Source organism: Streptomyces sp. NPDC111516 (genome assembly GCF_055635345.1).
The window spans coordinates 84,412-101,105 of sequence record NZ_JBVKBV010000025.1; the positions used below are offsets into that span (position 1 = coordinate 84,412).

The following is a 16,694-nucleotide window of genomic DNA, read 5'->3' on the forward strand; positions in this document are numbered from 1 at the left end:
AGGTCCTTACCGAGGTTCTTCAACAGCCGCGCACGTCAGACCCCCCTTCTGGAGGATCGATGAACGACGCAGCACAGCAGAACGACGACGGTACGCGGGACAGCGGCGACGGCTCGGTGAGTCGCCGCTCGGTCCTGTGGACTACCGCTGGAGTGGCCGGTGCCGGGCTCGGACTCGGCGGTCTCGGCAGCGGCACCGCGGCCGCCGCCGCCCCCGCCCGGAGCCCGGAAGCCGCTGCCACGGACCAGATGGATCAGGCGGCCGCCCCGAAGCGCCAGGGACGCACCATGGTGGGGGTGCCGTTCGACCGGCGTTCCACCGTACGGGTCGGCCTGGTCGGCCTCGGCAATCGCGGTGGCAGCATGATCGACCTCTTCCTGGCCGTCGGCGGCGTGCAGGTCGTCGCGGTCTGCGACCCGGTCAAGGCCAAGGCGGAACGGGTGGCCGCGAAGGTGACCGCGGCGGGTCAGCCGGCCCCCGCCGTCTACACCAACGGCGAGGACGACTACGAGAATCTTTGCAAGCGCGGGGACATCGACTTCGTCTATGTGGCGACGCCCTGGGACTTCCACTTCCAGATGGCGAAGACCGCCCTGCTGAACGGCAAGCATGTCGGAGTGGAATGTCCCATCGCTCTCCAGCTAGACCAGCTGTGGGAGTTGGTCGATCTTTCGGAGCGCACCAGACGCCACTGCATGCAGCTGGAGAACTGCTGTTACGGGCGTAATGAGATGCGGGTACTGCGCATGGCGCATGCCGGGCTCTTCGGTGATCTGCTGCACGGCGCGGGCGCGTACAACCACGATCTGCGCGGCCTGATGTTCGATCCGGGGTACTACGAAGGGCCCTGGCGCAGGCTGTGGCACACCAGGTTGCGTGGCGATCTCTACCCCAACCACGGCTTCGGTCCGGTCGCCAACTACATGGACATCAACCGTGGCGACCGCGCGGTGAGCATCACCAGTGTCGGTTCTCCGTCCCTCGGGCTCGCCGAGTATCGCGAGAAGCACATGCCGGCCGGTGATCCGAGCTGGAAGGAGACCTATATCGAGAGCGACCGGACGATCAGTCTCGTCCAGACCGCCAAGGGACGGGTCATCCGGCTGGAGCACGACGTGTCCACTCCGCATCCGTACTCGCGGATCAACAGCCTCGGCGGTACGAAGGGTGTCTTCGAGGACTATCCCGAACGTATCTACATCGAACCCGACCACACCAACGACAGCTGGGGCGACTTCTCGAAGTACGCGCAGTGGGACCACTGGCTGTGGAAGGAGCATGCCAACCCGCCCGGCGGTCATGGCGGCATGGACTACATGCTGGTGTTCCGGCTGATGCAGTGCATGCGGCTCGGTCTCGTCCCCGACTTCGATGTGTACGACGCGGCGACGTGGACGTCGCCCGTGCCGCTCAGCCATCTGTCCATCAAGGCGAAGGGCGCGCCGCAGCAGATCCCGGACTTCACTCGCGGTGAGTGGAAGAAGGCCCGCTCCGGCATGGATTCGAAGGATCCGGAGGGTCCGGGGAAGGCCTGACCAACCGAGGCGAGGGCTGAGAGGGATTGCGGGGCCCGGCCCGGCTCTGTTGAGCCGGGCCGGGCCCCGCAGTGCTTTCCCGCCGCCTGCCCGCTCGCGACCATGGCGCAATACGTGCCGTTCGTGGAGAAAATCGATTGCTCCGACGGACCTTCCGGGGTGAACCTTGCACGGTTTGAGGCATTCACCGAACAATCCGGCACACCGAACCATGGGACGTCATGCAGATTCGCGATCTTCCGTACAAGGATCCTGGCGATCCCGATGTCCGGTCGGGCCCACGCTTCCTGCTCTGGCTCGGCCGCAATCAGCTCCGCGGCCAGCTCAAGTCCATGTCCTGGGGCCTGTTGCACCAGTGCTCCCTGGCCGGGCTGCCACCTGCCGTCGGTTTCGCCGTGCAGGCCGTCGTCGACCGGTCCGGCACTCGGCTCGCGTGGGCGGGTGGATTGATCGCGGTCCTGGGTGTGCTGATCGCGCTGGGCGACACCATGCTCCACCGGACCGCCATCACCAACTGGATCACCGCCGCCGCGCGCGTACAGCAGTTGCTGGCCCGTAAGACCGCGGAGCTCGGCTCGGCGCTGACCCGCCGGGTCGCCGCGGGCGAGGTCGTCGCTGTCTCCACCGGTGACGTGGAAAAGATCGGCTGGTTCGTCGAGGCACTCTCCCGCTTCGCCGCCGCCGCTGCCGCCCTGGTGCTGATCTGCGCGGGACTCATCCTCTATCTGCCGTCGCTGGGCGTCCTGGTGACACTCGCCATGCCGTTCCTTGCCCTGGCCGTGCTGCCGCTGCTCCCCCGGGCCACCCGGCGCGCCGACCTCCAGCGCGAGAAGGCGGGCAAGGCCACCGAGCTGGCCTCGGACACCGTCGCCGGGCTGCGGGTACTGCGCGGGATCGGCGGCGAGGAGCTGTTCCTCGGCCGCTACCGGCGCGCCTCGCAGGAGGTCCGCAAGGCCGCGGTGCGCAGTGCGCGCATGTGGTCGCTGATCTCGGCGATCCAGGTGCTCCTGCCGGGCGTGCTGCTCATCTCGCTGGTCGTGTACGGGGCGACGCTGGCCCGCGACGGCCGGATCGAGGTCGGTCAGCTGGTCACGGTGTACAGCGCGGCAACGCTGTTGCTGTTCCCACTGCGCCACGTCGAGGAGATCGCGATGGCGTACTCCTTCTCACGGCCCTCCGCCAAACGCGCGGTCCGGGTGCTGTCGCTGCACCGCACGGACCGGCCTTCGACCATCGACGCCGCACCGACCGGCGATCTGTACGACCCGGTCACCGGGCTGATGGCCCCGGCGGGCCTGTTCACCGCGGTGGTCTGCGGCGATCCGGACGAGGCGGGCCGACTGGCCGAACGGCTCGGCGGACACGCGCACGAGGACGGCGACGCGACCGGTAACGCGGACGCGGACAGGAACGCGCCGAAGAACTCGACGCGCGGGGCGGACCACAACGGGCCGGAGAACGGCGGGCGCGCCTCCGCGGGCGGCGTCACGACGGAGCGGAAGACACCGTCCGTCCTGCTCGGTGGCGTACCACTGGACGAACTCCCGCTGGACTCGGCACGGACCGCGGTACTGGTCCAGGACAAGGATCCGGTCCTGCTCTCCGGCACGCTGCGCGACCTGCTCGACATGCCGTCGTCCGGCCGGGTGTCCGCCGAGGACGCACTGTCCGCCGCCCAGTGCGGTGACGTGCTGGACTCGTTGGCGCAGGCGTCCGTCGCCACGGACGGCGACCCGATGACGACACGCATCACCGAACGCGGGCGTTCGCTCTCCGGTGGTCAGCGCCAGCGGCTCGCCCTGGCCCGCTCCTTGGTGACCGACCCGGAGGCGCTGGTTCTCGACGAACCGACCTCCGCAGTGGACTCGCACACGGAGGCCCGGGTCGGCGCCGGAATCAAGGGTCTGCGTCAGGGCCGTACGACCGTGGCGTTCGCCTCGTCGCCGCTGCTGCTCGACCTGGCGGACCGAGTGGTGCTGGTACACGGCGGCACGGTCCTCGCGGTCGGCACACACCGCGAACTGCTGCACACGGAGCCCCGCTACCGAGCGGTCGTGACGCGCGAGACGGACGACGAGCTCGCTGTCCCGGCCGGTCAGGGCACACTCAGGACGATCGAGGAAATCGAGGAACGGGCATGATCGGCGTGGCAGTACCGGCGTACGACCCGGCCGCACCGGAGTCGGCGACGACCCTGCCGGTCGGCACCCCCACCACCGTACGAAGCTATGTACGGGAGCTGCTGCGGCGCCACCGCGGGCCGTTCGCCGTGCTGGTCACGTTCAACGCCATCGCGGTGATCGCCTCGATCACCGGCCCGTACCTGCTGGGCGGACTGGTCGAGGATCTCTCCGACGGCGTCACCGACCTCCATCTCGGGCGCACCGCCGGGGTGTTCGCGCTCGCGCTGATCGTGCAGACCGTGTTCACCCGGATGATGCGTCTGCGCAGCGCGATGCTCGGTGAGGAGATGCTGGCCGATCTGCGCGAGGACTTCCTCGTACGGTCGGTGGGGCTGCCGCCGGGCGTGCTGGAGCGCGCCGGGACGGGTGATCTGCTCTCCAGGATCACCACGGACATCGACCGGCTGGCCAACGCGATGCGCGAGGCCGTGCCGCAGCTGGCGATCGGTGTGGTGTGGGCGGGGCTGCTGCTGGCCGCTCTCACCGCGACGGCTCCGCCGCTGGCGCTCTCGGTGCTGATCGCCCTGCCGGTCCTGATCGTCGGCTGCCGCTGGTACTTCAAGCGAGCTCCGTCCGCGTACCGTTCGGAGGCCGCCGGATACGCCGCGGTCGCGGCGATGCTCGCGGAGACGGTGGATGCCGGGCGGACCGTGGAGGCGCACCGTCTGGGTGCGCGCCGGGTGGCGCTGTCGGACACGCGCATCCGGCAGTGGACTGCATGGGAACGGTACACACTCTTCCTGCGCTCCGTGCTGTTCCCCGTCATCAACGCCACCTACGTGACGATTCTCGGCGCGGTGCTGATGCTCGGCGGCTGGTTCGTCATCGAGGGCTGGCTGACCGTGGGGCAGTTGACGACGGGGGCGCTGCTGGCGCAGATGATGGTCGATCCGATCGGCCTGATCCTGCGCTGGTACGACGAGTTGCAGGTCGCTCAGGTGTCGCTGGCCCGGCTGGTCGGCGTACGGGACATCGAACCGGACGCGGGTGATGCGGAGGTCGTTCCGGACGGCCGTGGTGTCCGGGCGGACGAGGTGCACTTCGGCTACCGCGCCGGGGTGGACGTCCTGCACAAGGTGTCGTTGGACGTGGCACCGGGTACGCGCCTCGCACTGGTCGGCCCGTCCGGCGCAGGCAAGTCCACGCTGGGCCGGCTGCTGGCCGGGATCTACGCGCCGCGTACGGGTGAAGTGACGCTCGGCGGTGCGGAGTTGTCGCGGATGAAGGCGGAGCGCGTACGTACGCATGTGGCGCTGGTCAACCAGGAGCACCATGTGTTCGTGGGTTCGCTGCGGGACAACCTCCTGCTGGCCCGTGCCGGTGCCGAGGACGCCGAGCTGTGGGCGTCGCTGGCGGCGGTCGACGCGGACGGCTGGGCGAGGGCGCTGGAGGAGGGGCTGGACTCCGAGGTCGGCTCCGGCGGTCTTGCGCTGACACCGGCTCAGGCCCAGCAGATCGCACTGGCCCGGCTGGTCCTGGCCGATCCGCACACCTTGGTGCTGGACGAGGCGACGTCGCTGCTGGACCCGCGGGCAGCCAGGCACCTGGAGCGGTCGCTGGCCCGGGTGCTGGACGGCCGTACGGTCGTGGCGATCGCCCACCGGCTGCACACCGCGCACGACGCGGACGTGATCGCGGTCGTCGAGAGCGGCCGGATCAGTGAACTGGGCAGCCACGACGAGCTGGTGGCGGCGGACGGTGCCTATGCGGCGCTGTGGCGATCCTGGCACGGCTGAGGAGCCCGCGCCTTCTCGGATCCCGTGCTGCAACGTCGACGGGCAGCGGCCGACTCGCGTCCTCGGCCGCTCGCGCCCGGCTGCCTGTTCCGGTGGTTTCCTGCCGAACGCCTCCTGGTCGGCCGACCGGGAGGCGTTCGGCCGTGGCCGCCCCGAGGGTCTGTCGTCAAAGTGCCGCCGTCCGGCCGGAGGCAGGGCCGTTCCCGTGATCCCGATGGCCTTGCCGCCGGGAACGCGTATGGCGGCTCCTCAGCCGCGCCGGGAGGCCCGGACGATCCGGGCGACGATCTCCTCCGCGATGGCTTCCACATCGGCGTCCACGACGAGGTCCACCTTGCCGTCCGGGTCGGCCGTGAAGACGGTCAGCCCTTCGTCGGTGACCTCTACCGTGCCGCGTTCGGTGGTGTAGAGGTCGGGACGCAGCAGGGAAAGAGCGGTGATCGGGTCGTGCGGGACGCTCCACGGTTCGCCGGTGAAGCCGGTCCAGGCGTCGATCTCGCGGGCGAGCGCGGTGCCGTAGGCACCGGCTTCCCGGATCGCTTCGATGCCGGGCTGTTCGATGCGCAGTCGCGTGGTGATGTCCAGGCCGGTGACGACGGTGCGGATGCCGGAGCCGAAGACGGCACGGGCGGCCGTGATGTCGCTGACGATGTTGTGTTCCGCCTTGGCTCCGGGCCCGAAGCTGCCGCCCATCATGTAGAGCGTGCGCACGCCGGCGGCGAAGCGGTCGTCGAGCCGGATCGCGCGGGCGATGTTGGCGAGCGGGGCGATGGCGATGACATCGGTCGCACCGGGCCGGGCGAGGACGGAGTCCACGAGGAAGCGGTCGGCGGCGACGGTATCGCGTACCGGCTCGGTCTCCAGGTCGGTGAAGGCCCTGCCCTCGTGTCCGGCCCACCAGACCTCCTTGCCGGAGAGGGTGTCGGTGGCTCCGGGAACGACGGTGAGGTCGTGTCCGGCGAGGGCACCGAGCCGGTGCGCGAGGCGGGCCCGGAGCAGTGTGTCGCCGTAGACGGTGGTGATGCCGGTGATCCGGGCCTCGGGCGAGCCGAGCAGCACGCCGAGGGCGAGCGCGTCATCGACGTCGCTGCCGATGTCGGTGTCCAGGAGGATGTCGGCGAGGGGCTGAGTCATGGTGTTCCTCGGGTCGTTGGGACGGGTTTCGCCGGTCGGGCGGCCGGTTCGGCCGGCGGTCATTTCAGACCGCTGCCCGCGATCGACTGGGTGAAATACCGCTGCAGGCGCAGCAGGACGACGAGCGGGATGACGGTCAGGACGACGGCGGCGGCGAACACCTGGCCGTAGTCGACGACCATCTGGCCCTGGAGGGTGCCGAGCGCGATCGGGCCGAGTTGCTTGTCCGGTTCGGTGCCGACGAGCAGCGGCCACATGTAGGACTGCCACTGGAAGGTGAACAGGGTCAGTCCGGCGCCGATCAGCGCGGGCCGCGACAGGGGCACGTAGACCTTCCGGAAGATGCCCCACCAGCCGAGCCCGTCCATCCGGGCGGCCTCGACGAGTTCGCGCGGGATGGCCAGGAAGAACTGGCGCAGCAGGAAGATCGCCAGGCCGTTGCCGATGCCGGGCAGGATCAGTCCGGTGTAGGTGTTCTGCAGGCCCCAGTCGCGGAAGATGTCCGAGAGCGGAATCGCTATGGCGTCGAACGGAATCATGAAGCTGAGCAGGATCACCGCGAACACGAGCCCGCGGCCGCGGAAGGTGAACACCGAGAGCGCGAACGCGGCCATCGCGGAAAGCAGCAGTCCGAGCAGGACGGTGGCGGCCGCCACGCCGATGGAGTTGAGCACTGCGCGGCCGAAGTCGCCCTGGAAGAGGGTCACATAGTTGTGCAGTGTGGCGTCGGTCGGGATCAGGCTCCGCCAGGAGAGCCGGTCGAGTCCGGCCAGGACCTTGTCGCCGGGGCGGAGCGATCCGCTGAACACCCACAGGAGCGGGAGGGCGAAGAGCACGCCGATGACGACGGCGGTGGCGAGCGGCATATGCCTCAGTGCGGAGGGGCGGCGCCCCGTCGGCTGCTGGGAGGTGGTGGTTGTCTTCATCGGTTCACTCCTCGCCCTTGCCCCGCATCATCCGGAACTGGACGGCGACGACCGCGAGGGTGATGGCGACGAGCACCACCACTTCGGCCTGGGCGAAGTTGATGTCGCCGACGCTGTAGGCGCGGCGGAACACGTCGTACATCATGAGATTGGTCGAGCCGTCGGGGCCACCGCGGGTCAGCAGCTGCACGGGCGCGAACACCAGGAAGTTGGAGACGGTGTCGGCGACCAGCACGAAGGCGAGCGGGCGGCGCAGCAGCGGCAGCGTGACGTGGACGAACCGCTGCCAGGCGGAGGCGCCGTCGACGGCGGCCGCGTCGTAACACTCCTGCGGGATGTCCTGGAGCCCGGCGATGAGGAACATCATCCAGTAGCCGACGCCGACCCAGGACATCAGCACGATGAGGGCGAAGAGCGCCTGCTGCGGGCTGGTGAGGAAGGGCTGCGGCGGGATACCCATCGTGCCGAGGATGGCGTTGAGCGGTCCTTCGGGGCGGTAGAGGATGCCCCAGATGACCGCGGAGACGGCCGGCGGTACGGCGATGGGCGCGAACACCAGCGACCGCCAGAAGCGGACGCCCGCGAAGCGGCGGTTCAGCAGGACGGCGAGGCCGAGCGCGACGAGCACCTGGAGCGGGTTGATGACCAGGCTGAACAGCAGTGTCACGCGAACGCTCTGCCAGAACTGGCTGTCGGCGAAGAGGTCCGCGTAGTTGTCGAAGCCGACGAAGGTGGTGACGCCGTCGACGAGGCTGTGGTGGCGCAGGCTGCTGACGACCGCCATTGCCGCGGGCAGCAGTCGCAGCACGACGAGGGCGAGCAGCGCGGGGGCCAGGAAGTACAGGGCGGTCCTGCCCTGCGAGGCGGGGTGGCGGCGGGAGCGCTTCGGGGATCGGGTCGTGGTGGTCATCGCAGTCGCTCCCAGGTACGCACCAGTTCTCCGGAGGCTTTCGCCAGCCGGGGTTCCACCGCCGAGCCGTTGCGGATGTCGGAGAAGGCGGAGCCCATGACGGTTTCGAACTGGGTGTAGCCGATGCTGCGCGGCCGGCTGACGGCGGTGTGCGCGAGTTCGTACCGCATGATCGTGGCCACCCCGGCGGTGCTCCTGGTGGCCTTGTGCTCCAGGTCCGCCGCGTAGCGTTCGAAGGCCTTGCGGTTGGACGGGATGAGCGGGGACGCCTCGACGGTCTGGAGGCTGCCGCCGGTGGTGAGGGCGGCGTACTCCATGAACCGCAGTGCCGCGTCGGGGTGTTCGGCGTACGGGTTCACGCCCCAGGACCAGGAGTCGGTGGGGGTGACGGCGCGTCCGTGGGCGAACTTCGGCTGCGGCGCGGTGCCCCAGGTGAAGTCCTTCAGCCCGGCGAAGGCACCGAGGTTCCAGGGGCCGCCGACGAAGAACGGCACCCGTCCGGAGGTGAAGAGCGAGGAGAGCTGGTACGAGGGGATGCCGCGCGGCGACGAGCCGTCGGCGAAGAGCGTCCGGTACCAGTCGAGGGCGTCGATCCAGCCCCGGGTGGTGACGGCTGGGGTGAGCATGTCCCTGCCGGTGATGCCGGAGCCGCCGTGCAGGGACTCGACGAGTGGCTGGAGCCCGTAGTAGAGGTCGGTCTGTTCCAGCAGCAGGGCGTGGTCGGCACCGGCCCTGTCCATGGTGCGGCGGCCGACGCTCTTGGTCTGCTCCCAGCTCCAGCGATCGGCGGGGGCCGCTCCGGGCAGCGGTGCGCCGGCTTCGGTCAGCAGGTCCGCGTTGTAGAAGAGGTACTGGGTGGACGTCCAGATCGGCAGCGAGCGGAGCTTGCCCTGCCAGGAGCTGACCCCGTACTGCTCGGGGGTGACGGCGGCCCTGGCCCGGTCGGCGATCGGGGTGAGGTCGGTGAGGAAGCCGCGCGCGGTGAGCGCCGGTACGCGGGGCTGGTCGACGGCGTACACATCGATCGCGTCGTCCTTCGCGGAGAGCCGCAACTGGAGGACGTCACCGAGCTGGTCCGGCGGGACGGGGGTGTAGTCGATCCGCAGGTCGGGGTTGGCTCGCTCGAAACCGCGGATGACGGCCCGGAACGTCCCGGGGGTTTCCGGGCCGAGGAACCGTACCGCTGTTCTGCCGTCCGCCGGGCGGCCGCCCGAGCAGCCTGCCAGGGCCGCCGCGGACGCCACGCCGAGTGCGGCACCGAGCACGGTTCTGCGGCTTGGAGAGCGCGTCATACGGCTCTCCGGCCTGCGATGGACATCAAGTCTCCAAATCGTTTTGCATACCTGATTCGGCCCGTGTGCGGCTCGATCGCAAGCACCATACAAAACGTTTTGCACAATGGATAGAGTGACCTCGAACACCAGGACAACATTCCTGGACGACAGCGGGAGGCCGATGGTGCAGGACGGGAGCCGGGTCAAGATCGTGGATGTGGCGTCCGAGGCAGGCGTCAGCGTCACCACGGTCTCCCATGTGCTGAGCGGTCGCCGACCCGTCTCGGCCACCACCCGCGCCCGGGTCGAGGACGTCATACAGCGCCTCGGCTATCAGGCCGACCCGTCGGCACGCGGCCTGCGTACCCAGCGCACCCGCACCCTGGGACTGGTCGTCCCGGACATCACCAACCCGTTCAACACCTCGATCGCCGCGGGCATGCAGGAGATCGCCCTGGCCCATGAGTACCTGACGGTGGTCTGCGAGGCCCCCATGGACGGCCCGCATCTGCCCGCGGTGATCCGGCAGCTGGTGGCGCGCCGCATCGACGGCATCGTGATCGGCCGGTACGGCGCCACCCGGCGCGATCTGGACCGGATCGTGGCCTCGGGGTCGAAGCTGGTACGGCTCGGCGGGCGGCTGGAGCCGGCGCTCGGCGATGTGGTCAGGACCGCCGAGACCGAGGGAATGTACGACCTGGTCCGCCATCTGGTGGACCGCGGCTACCGGCGTATCGCGTTCATCGGCGGTACACCGGGGGTGGAGCCGGGCGAGGAACGGTTCGCGGGCTACCGCGAGGCCCTGGAGTCGGCCGGCCTGCCGGTCCCGGACGAGCTGGCCGTCTGGACCGGCTTCACCCGCGAGGGCGGACGGGCCGGTGCCACGGCCGTGCTGAACGCGGCGGAGCGCCCGGACGCCGTGGTGTGCGCCAACGACCTGATCGCGATCGGCGCACTGGACACGGCACGGGCCGCCGGGCTGCGCGTGCCGCACGACGTGGCGATCACCGGGTACGACGACATCGAGGCGGCCTCACTGGTCTCCCCCGCGCTCACCACCGTGCTCAACCCGGCCCGCGAGATCGGGCGTTCGGCCGCACAGCTGCTGGTCGACCGCCTCGACGGGGACGGCGCGGGGACGGCCAGGGAGATCGTCCTGGCCCACCGGCTGGTACCGCGCGAGTCCGCCTGAGCGCACCGGGTGCCGGACGCGGCGGTCAGATGAAGTTCAGCGCCGCCGCCCCGCCCAGTCCGCCGAGCACCATGAAGGCCGGCATCAGCACCTTCAGTTCCACCCAGCTGCCGGCCCGGAACCGCATGCCCTTCGGCGGCCCGATCGGGTACCAGCGCTTGCGGCCGATGGGGATGGGCCACAGTATCGGGCAGCCCGAGACGGTGAGCGCGTCGCCGATGTCGTGGACGAGGGCGCCGAGCACGATCGGCAGCCCCAGCCACAGGTACTCCTGGCCGGGGGCGGTGAACAGCCAGTCCGCGCCGTTGCCCGGCTTGTCCAGGACACCGGCCAGTATCCAGGCGCTGGTCGCGCCGAGCAGCCAGACCAGGACGTCGCTGGACATCCGGGCGGCCCGCCACAGCAGCCCTTCGACGGCGAGCACCAGGTGGACGAAGAGGATCGCCAGCACCGCCCACCGTCCGCCGGTGATCGCCGCTGCGGAGGCTCCGGCGCCGATCAGGACCGCCCAGAGCCAGGTGTGGGTCAGCGTCCGGTGGCCGCCGTTGCGGGTCGAGTCGCCGCGCATCCGGGTCGCCTTGTAGACGGCGTGCGAGAGCTTGTCGACGATCTCGCAGAGTCCCCGGGAGACCGGCCCGAAGGCGCGAGAAATGGTCGCGGACTTGTGGTCGAGGTCCGGGGCCAGCGCGGCTCCGGCGGTGATCAGCGCCCCGACGACCAGGACGGGCCACGGCATCGCGTGGCCGGCGGCCGCCGCCGCCGCGCCCACCCCCAGCCAGGCCGCCGCCCCTGACAGAGAGTGTGCCGGTCCCATCATGGTTCTTCCCGCCCCCAAAGTCGTCCTGCTGCCATTGCCGCCCAGGCACGGCCGAGTTGAGTGGGCAGCGTATCGTCCGTGATCTTCATACGGTCGTCCGGTTCCCTCATCCGGGCGGAAGGCAGGCAAGATGGGGGCGTGACCCTTATCGATCAGCTGCCCCCGACCGACGACCCCGACGCCCTCTTCGAGGCTTTCTCGTCATGGACCGAGACGCAGGGCATCACCCTCTATCCCGCTCAGGAGGAGGCGCTGATCGAGGTGGTCTCCGGCGCGAATGTGATCCTTTCCACCCCGACCGGCTCCGGAAAGAGCCTGGTCGCGGCGGCCGCGCACTTCACGGCGCTGGCCCAGGACAAGGTCACCTTCTACACCGCGCCGATCAAGGCACTGGTCTCGGAGAAGTTCTTCGACCTGTGCAAGCTGTTCGGTACGGAGAACGTAGGCATGCTCACCGGGGACGCCTCCGTCAACGCCGACGCCCCGGTGATCTGCTGCACGGCCGAGGTCCTGGCGTCCATCGCGCTGCGTGACGGGAAGTACGCCGACATCGGCCAGGTCGTGATGGACGAGTTCCACTTCTACGCCGAGCCGGACCGCGGCTGGGCCTGGCAGATCCCGCTCCTGGAGCTGCCGCAGGCCCAGTTCGTCCTGATGTCGGCCACGCTCGGTGACGTCAGGATGTTCGAGGATGACCTGACCCGCCGCACCGGCCGCCCCACGTCCGTGGTGCGCTCCGCGACCCGGCCGGTGCCGCTCAGTTACGAGTACCGACTGACACCGATTACCGAGACCCTCACCGAGCTCCTGGAGACCAGGCAGTCGCCGGTGTACATCGTGCACTTCACCCAGGCCGCGGCCGTCGAGCGGGCGCAGTCGCTGATGAGCATCAACATGTGCACCAAGGAGGAGAAGGAGAAGATCGCCGATCTGATCGGCAACTTCCGCTTCACCACCAAGTTCGGCCAGAACCTCTCGCGCTATGTGCGCCACGGCATCGGGGTGCACCACGCGGGCATGCTGCCCAAGTACCGGCGTCTGGTGGAGAAGCTCGCCCAGGCAGGTCTGCTGAAGGTGATCTGCGGTACGGACACCCTCGGCGTCGGTGTCAACGTACCCATCCGCACCGTGCTGTTCACGGCGCTCACCAAGTACGACGGCAATCGCGTCCGTACGCTGCGCGCCCGGGAGTTCCACCAGATCGCGGGCCGCGCGGGCCGGGCCGGGTTCGACACGGCGGGCTTCGTCGTGGCGCAGGCGCCCGAGCATGTGATCGAGAACGAGAAGGCCGTCAAGAAGGCGGGCGACGACCCCAAGAAGAAGCGAAAGGTGGTCCGCAAGAAGGCCCCCGAGGGCTTCGTCGCCTGGTCGGAGACCACCTTCGACAAGCTGATCCAGTCCGATCCGGAGCCACTGACCTCCCGCTTCCGCGTCACGCACACGATGCTGTTGTCCGTGATCGCGCGTCCCGGCAACGCCTTCGAGGCGATGCGGCGCCTGCTGGAGGACAGCCACGAACCGCGCAGGGCGCAGCTGCGGCACATCCGCCGGGCCATCGCGATCTACCGTTCGCTGCTGGACGGCGGTGTCGTGGAGCAGCTCGACAAGCCGGACGTGGAGGGCCGCATCGTCCGGCTCACCGTCGATCTCCAGCAGGACTTCGCGCTCAACCAGCCGCTGTCCACCTTCGCGTTGGCCGCGTTCGACCTGCTGGACCCCGACTCCCCCTCGTACGCGCTGGACATGGTCTCCGTCGTCGAGTCGACGCTCGACGACCCGCGGCAGATCCTCGCCGCCCAACAGAACAAGGCGCGCGGCGAAGCGGTCGGGCAGATGAAGGCCGACGGCATCGAGTACGAGGAGCGCATGGAGCTGCTCCAGGACGTCACGTATCCGAAGCCGCTCAGCGAGCTGCTGTGGCACGCGTACGACGTGTACCGCAGGAGCCACCCGTGGGTGGGCGACCACCCGGTGTCGCCCAAGTCCGTGATCCGTGACATGTACGAACGCGCCATGACGTTCACGGAGTTCACCTCGAACTACGAGCTGGCCCGTACCGAGGGCATCGTGCTGCGCTACCTGGCGAGCGCGTACAAGGCGCTCGAGCACACCATCCCGGACGACATCAAGTCCGAGGACCTTCAGGACCTGATCGCCTGGCTCGGCGAGCTGGTCCGCCAGGTGGACTCCAGCCTTCTTGACGAGTGGGAGCAGCTCGCCAACCCGGAGGTGGAGACCGCCGAGGAGGCGCAGGAGCGGGCCGACGAGGTGAAGCCGGTCACGGCCAACGCCCGGGCGTTCCGGGTGCTGGTCCGCAACGCGTTGTTCCGCCGGGTGGAGCTGGCCGCGCTGGACAAGGTCCACGAGCTCGGTGAGCTGGACCGCGACGCGGGCTGGGACGAGGACGCGTGGGGCGACGCCATGGACGCCTACTGGGACGAGTACGAGGATCTGGGCACCGGTCCGGACGCCCGCGGGCCGAAGCTGCTGAAGATCGACGAGGACGCCGCACACGGTCTGTGGCGGGTGCGGCAGACCTTCGCCGACCCGAACGGCGACCACGACTGGGGCATCAGCGCGGAGATCGACCTGGCCGCCTCCGACGAGGAGGGCCGGGCCGTCGTCCGCGTCACCTCCGTGGGTCAGCTGTGAAGGCATACGCGGTAGTGGCGGCGCCGCTGCGAGAGTGGAGACGAACCCCATGACGAACCCGGCCGAGCGCCTGGTCGATCTGCTCGACCTGGAGCGGATCGAGGTCAACATCTTCCGTGGGCGCAGCCCCCAGGAGTCCCTGCAGCGGGTCTTCGGCGGGCAGGTCGCCGGACAGGCCCTGGTGGCGGCCGGCCGTACCACCGACGGGGACCGGCCGGTGCATTCGCTGCACGCCTACTTCCTGCGTCCGGGCCGGCCGGGTGTACCGATCGTCTACGAGGTCGAGCGCATCCGGGACGGCCGGTCGTTCACCACCCGCCGGGTCACGGCCGTCCAGCAGGGCCGGACGATCTTCAATCTGACGGCGTCGTTCCACCGGCCGGAGGAGGCGGGCTTCGAACACCAGCTGCCGCCCGCCCGTGAGGTCCCCGACCCCGAGGAGCTGCCGACCGTCGCCGATGAGGTGCGCGAGCACCTCGGGGCGCTCCCGGAGGCGCTGGAGAGGATGGCCCGGCGGCAGCCCTTCGACATCCGGTACGCCGACCGGCTGCGCTGGACGGAGGAGGAGGTCAAGGGCGCGGACCCGCGCAGCGCCGTCTGGATGCGCGCGGTCGGCCCGCTGGGCGACGACCCGCTCGTGCACACCTGCGCGCTGACGTACGCCAGCGACATGACGCTGCTCGACGCGGTCCGGATCCCGGTGGAGCCGCTCTGGGGTCCGCGCGGCTTCGACATGGCCTCGCTGGACCACGCGATGTGGTTCCACCGGCCGTTCCGGGCGGACGAATGGTTCCTCTACGACCAGGAGTCACCCATCGCCACCGGCGGACGGGGACTGGCACGCGGCCGGATCTACGACCGCGCGGGCAACCTGCTGGTGTCCGTGGTGCAGGAGGGACTGTTCCGCAGCCTGGGGGCGTAGCCGTCCGGCTCAGAGGCCCGGCAGCGGGTCCTGATCGACCTCGTGACGGCGGGTGCGGATGTCCGGGGGCGCCGGGTGCAGTTTGGCGTCGCAGGCGGGGCCGAGGCCGGTGCGGCGGGACTCCGTACCGGTGAGCGGGCGACCGCACATGCGGCAGCGCACCACCCGTCGACGGGCAGACGGGCCTGCCGGACCGTCCTCGGGCAGCGGCTCGGGGCGGGGTTCGCGGAGCGGTTCGGCGGAGTCCACGAATCGATCGTCTCAGGGCGCCCGTCTACTCTGCGACTTCGCATGTCGAACGGCACACGACGGAGGAGTTCGCGGGTGAGCAGCGTGCTGGCATTGGAGCCTGTCCCCCGGCCGAAGAAGGACAAGAAGGCGGAAGGGGACGCCGCGCCGGGGCGGTCGTGCCCATCGGTCATGTCGTCAGGCTCGCCGGCGAACCCCGCGGCGAGTCCCGGGTGGTCGCGCATGTGGAGCGCGAACTGCCGTCCGGCGGGATACCGGCGTACCTGGAGGCCCGCAAGACGGGTGTGCGTTCCCTCGTCCTGTGGGCCGACCCCGAACGCCGGGCCCGGCTGGCCGCCCTGTCCACCGCGTCGGCGGTCGACGGTGTCGCCACGTACCAGGTGTGGGGCGCGCAGGGTGAGCTCATCGGCACGTTCGTCCGCGAGAAGGCCCTTTCCGGCAGGGGGCTGCGGACCCGCTGGACGGTCGCTCAGACCGGTTGCCCGGAGGCGGTCGGTCTGAAGGGCCGGATCTTCTGGTGGTACGTGTGGTGGCTGCTGCTCCCCGTCCAGGTGGCCATCGGCGTGGGCAGCCTCCTGAGCGGCAGCGGCGACGCGGCGCGCGGGCCGAGGCGCATCATCTGGCGGGCCGGCCGGGAGGTTCCACTGGAGTTCCGGTCGGACGACGACGAGATCCATGTCCACGCCGCCTGGGTCGACTGGCGGCTCGCGGCCGCGCTGTCGGCGCTGATCCGTACCTTCGACAGCTGGATGGGCACCCCCTGGGACGACAAGCGCCACTGAGGTGGACGCGGACCCGGGTACGGCCCCGGACGCGTTTCCCGACCGGTCAGGAAGTGAGGATTCTGGCCTTCTGCGCCTGGAACTCGCTGTCGCTCAGCACTCCTTGGCTCTTGAGGTCACCGAGCTCCTTGAGCTGGGCGATCTTGTTGCTCATCTCTTCCTCCGGCGCCATGGAGGTGGGAGCGGGAGGCGGCGGAGCCGGCTGGGCCCGGGTGGCGTCCTGCTGTGCCCAGCGGCCTGCCTGCCGCCGGGAGACCCGGTTGGAGACCGAGGTGGCGGTTCCGGCGATCACCGCCGTACGGGCGACGCCGCGAAGAAGGCCTGGCATGGTGCATCTCCTTTGACTGGCTCTGCGGGAACGGGCGGCCCGACGGGACCGCGA

The 16,694-nt window shown here is 69.9% G+C and carries 14 protein-coding genes; 7 read left to right on the forward strand and 7 right to left on the reverse strand.

From position 1 onward, the window contains the following. Nucleotides 1-59 precede the first annotated feature (59 nt). The 3 genes from ACZ7L9_RS32230 (at nt 60) to ACZ7L9_RS32240 (ending at nt 5,454) form a co-directional block, all read left to right on the forward strand. Nucleotides 60-1,535 (forward strand): Gfo/Idh/MocA family protein, encoded by a 1,476-nt coding sequence (locus ACZ7L9_RS32230; RefSeq protein ID WP_471420807.1) that lies wholly within the window; start codon nt 60-62, stop codon nt 1,533-1,535. A gap of 221 nt (nt 1,536-1,756) precedes the next feature. Next, entirely contained in the window at nt 1,757-3,676 is a 1,920-nt protein-coding gene (locus tag ACZ7L9_RS32235) for an ABC transporter transmembrane domain-containing protein (RefSeq protein WP_471420809.1), read from the forward strand. Further along, on the forward strand, nt 3,673-5,454 hold the full coding sequence (locus ACZ7L9_RS32240) for an ABC transporter ATP-binding protein (protein WP_471420811.1): 1,782 nt from the start codon (nt 3,673-3,675) through the stop codon (nt 5,452-5,454). The genes ACZ7L9_RS32235 and ACZ7L9_RS32240 overlap by 4 nt, the downstream gene beginning before the upstream one ends. A gap of 249 nt (nt 5,455-5,703) precedes the next feature. Here the strand turns inward: ACZ7L9_RS32240 and ACZ7L9_RS32245 are convergent, their stop codons facing one another. The 4 genes from ACZ7L9_RS32245 to ACZ7L9_RS32260 are packed head-to-tail and all read right to left on the reverse strand — an operon-like array spanning nt 5,704 to nt 9,716. After that, nucleotides 5,704-6,588: a nucleoside hydrolase gene (locus tag ACZ7L9_RS32245; protein ID WP_471420813.1), complete on the reverse strand. Its 885-nt coding sequence runs from the start codon at nt 6,586-6,588 to the stop codon at nt 5,704-5,706. 59 nt (nt 6,589-6,647) lie between these two features. Continuing rightward, on the reverse strand, nt 6,648-7,514 hold the full coding sequence (locus ACZ7L9_RS32250; RefSeq protein WP_471420815.1) for a carbohydrate ABC transporter permease: 867 nt from the start codon (nt 7,512-7,514) through the stop codon (nt 6,648-6,650). Between the two features lie 4 nt (nt 7,515-7,518). Continuing rightward, nucleotides 7,519-8,424: a carbohydrate ABC transporter permease gene (locus ACZ7L9_RS32255; protein WP_471420817.1), complete on the reverse strand. Its 906-nt coding sequence runs from the start codon at nt 8,422-8,424 to the stop codon at nt 7,519-7,521. Beyond that, nucleotides 8,421-9,716 (reverse strand): extracellular solute-binding protein, encoded by a 1,296-nt coding sequence (locus ACZ7L9_RS32260; RefSeq protein ID WP_471420819.1) that lies wholly within the window; start codon nt 9,714-9,716, stop codon nt 8,421-8,423. The genes ACZ7L9_RS32255 and ACZ7L9_RS32260 overlap by 4 nt, the downstream gene beginning before the upstream one ends. Before the next feature lie 115 nt (nt 9,717-9,831). On the opposite strand from ACZ7L9_RS32260, the gene ACZ7L9_RS32265 reads away from it, so the two are divergent. Beyond that, on the forward strand, nt 9,832-10,890 hold the full coding sequence (locus ACZ7L9_RS32265) for a LacI family DNA-binding transcriptional regulator (protein ID WP_471420821.1): 1,059 nt from the start codon (nt 9,832-9,834) through the stop codon (nt 10,888-10,890). Nucleotides 10,891-10,915: 25 nt separating this feature from the next. Here the strand turns inward: ACZ7L9_RS32265 and ACZ7L9_RS32270 are convergent, their stop codons facing one another. After that, nucleotides 10,916-11,707 (reverse strand): metal-dependent hydrolase, encoded by a 792-nt coding sequence (locus tag ACZ7L9_RS32270; RefSeq protein ID WP_471420823.1) that lies wholly within the window; start codon nt 11,705-11,707, stop codon nt 10,916-10,918. Nucleotides 11,708-11,845: 138 nt separating this feature from the next. Here ACZ7L9_RS32270 and ACZ7L9_RS32275 point away from each other — a divergent pair, with 138 nt between their 5' ends. Together ACZ7L9_RS32275 and ACZ7L9_RS32280 are read left to right on the forward strand one after the other, a co-directional pair. Continuing rightward, nucleotides 11,846-14,359, forward strand: a complete 2,514-nt coding sequence (locus tag ACZ7L9_RS32275; RefSeq protein WP_471420825.1) for a DEAD/DEAH box helicase — start codon at nt 11,846-11,848, stop codon at nt 14,357-14,359. A 49-nt stretch (nt 14,360-14,408) separates the two neighbouring features. Beyond that, on the forward strand, nt 14,409-15,281 hold the full coding sequence (locus ACZ7L9_RS32280; protein WP_471420827.1) for an acyl-CoA thioesterase: 873 nt from the start codon (nt 14,409-14,411) through the stop codon (nt 15,279-15,281). 9 nt (nt 15,282-15,290) lie between these two features. Here the strand turns inward: ACZ7L9_RS32280 and ACZ7L9_RS32285 are convergent, their stop codons facing one another. Then, entirely contained in the window at nt 15,291-15,530 is a 240-nt protein-coding gene (locus tag ACZ7L9_RS32285; protein WP_471420829.1) for a DUF6011 domain-containing protein, read from the reverse strand. 158 nt (nt 15,531-15,688) lie between these two features. Here ACZ7L9_RS32285 and ACZ7L9_RS32290 point away from each other — a divergent pair, with 158 nt between their 5' ends. Next, nucleotides 15,689-16,312: a hypothetical protein gene (locus tag ACZ7L9_RS32290; RefSeq protein WP_471420831.1), complete on the forward strand. Its 624-nt coding sequence runs from the start codon at nt 15,689-15,691 to the stop codon at nt 16,310-16,312. Between the two features lie 46 nt (nt 16,313-16,358). Here the strand turns inward: ACZ7L9_RS32290 and ACZ7L9_RS32295 are convergent, their stop codons facing one another. Then, complete coding sequence (locus ACZ7L9_RS32295; RefSeq protein ID WP_471420833.1) at nt 16,359-16,640, reverse strand: SHOCT domain-containing protein; 282 nt, start codon at nt 16,638-16,640, stop codon at nt 16,359-16,361. Between the last annotated feature and the right edge of the window lie 54 nt (nt 16,641-16,694).

What these genes read in the sequence shown, in the direction of transcription:
- ACZ7L9_RS32280 (WP_471420827.1), top strand. Translation starts at nt 14,409, where the DNA reads ATGACGAACCCGGCCGAGCGCCTGGTCGATCTGCTCGACCTGGAGCGG.
- ACZ7L9_RS32240 (WP_471420811.1), top strand. Translation starts at nt 3,673, where the DNA reads ATGATCGGCGTGGCAGTACCGGCGTACGACCCGGCCGCACCGGAGTCG.
- ACZ7L9_RS32295 (WP_471420833.1), bottom strand. Translation starts at nt 16,640, where the DNA reads ATGCCAGGCCTTCTTCGCGGCGTCGCCCGTACGGCGGTGATCGCCGGA.
- ACZ7L9_RS32245 (WP_471420813.1), bottom strand. Translation starts at nt 6,588, where the DNA reads ATGACTCAGCCCCTCGCCGACATCCTCCTGGACACCGACATCGGCAGC.
- ACZ7L9_RS32255 (WP_471420817.1), bottom strand. Translation starts at nt 8,424, where the DNA reads ATGACCACCACGACCCGATCCCCGAAGCGCTCCCGCCGCCACCCCGCC.
- ACZ7L9_RS32235 (WP_471420809.1), top strand. Translation starts at nt 1,757, where the DNA reads ATGCAGATTCGCGATCTTCCGTACAAGGATCCTGGCGATCCCGATGTC.
- ACZ7L9_RS32250 (WP_471420815.1), bottom strand. Translation starts at nt 7,514, where the DNA reads ATGAAGACAACCACCACCTCCCAGCAGCCGACGGGGCGCCGCCCCTCC.
- ACZ7L9_RS32260 (WP_471420819.1), bottom strand. Translation starts at nt 9,716, where the DNA reads ATGACGCGCTCTCCAAGCCGCAGAACCGTGCTCGGTGCCGCACTCGGC.
- ACZ7L9_RS32270 (WP_471420823.1), bottom strand. Translation starts at nt 11,707, where the DNA reads ATGATGGGACCGGCACACTCTCTGTCAGGGGCGGCGGCCTGGCTGGGG.
- ACZ7L9_RS32230 (WP_471420807.1), top strand. Translation starts at nt 60, where the DNA reads ATGAACGACGCAGCACAGCAGAACGACGACGGTACGCGGGACAGCGGC.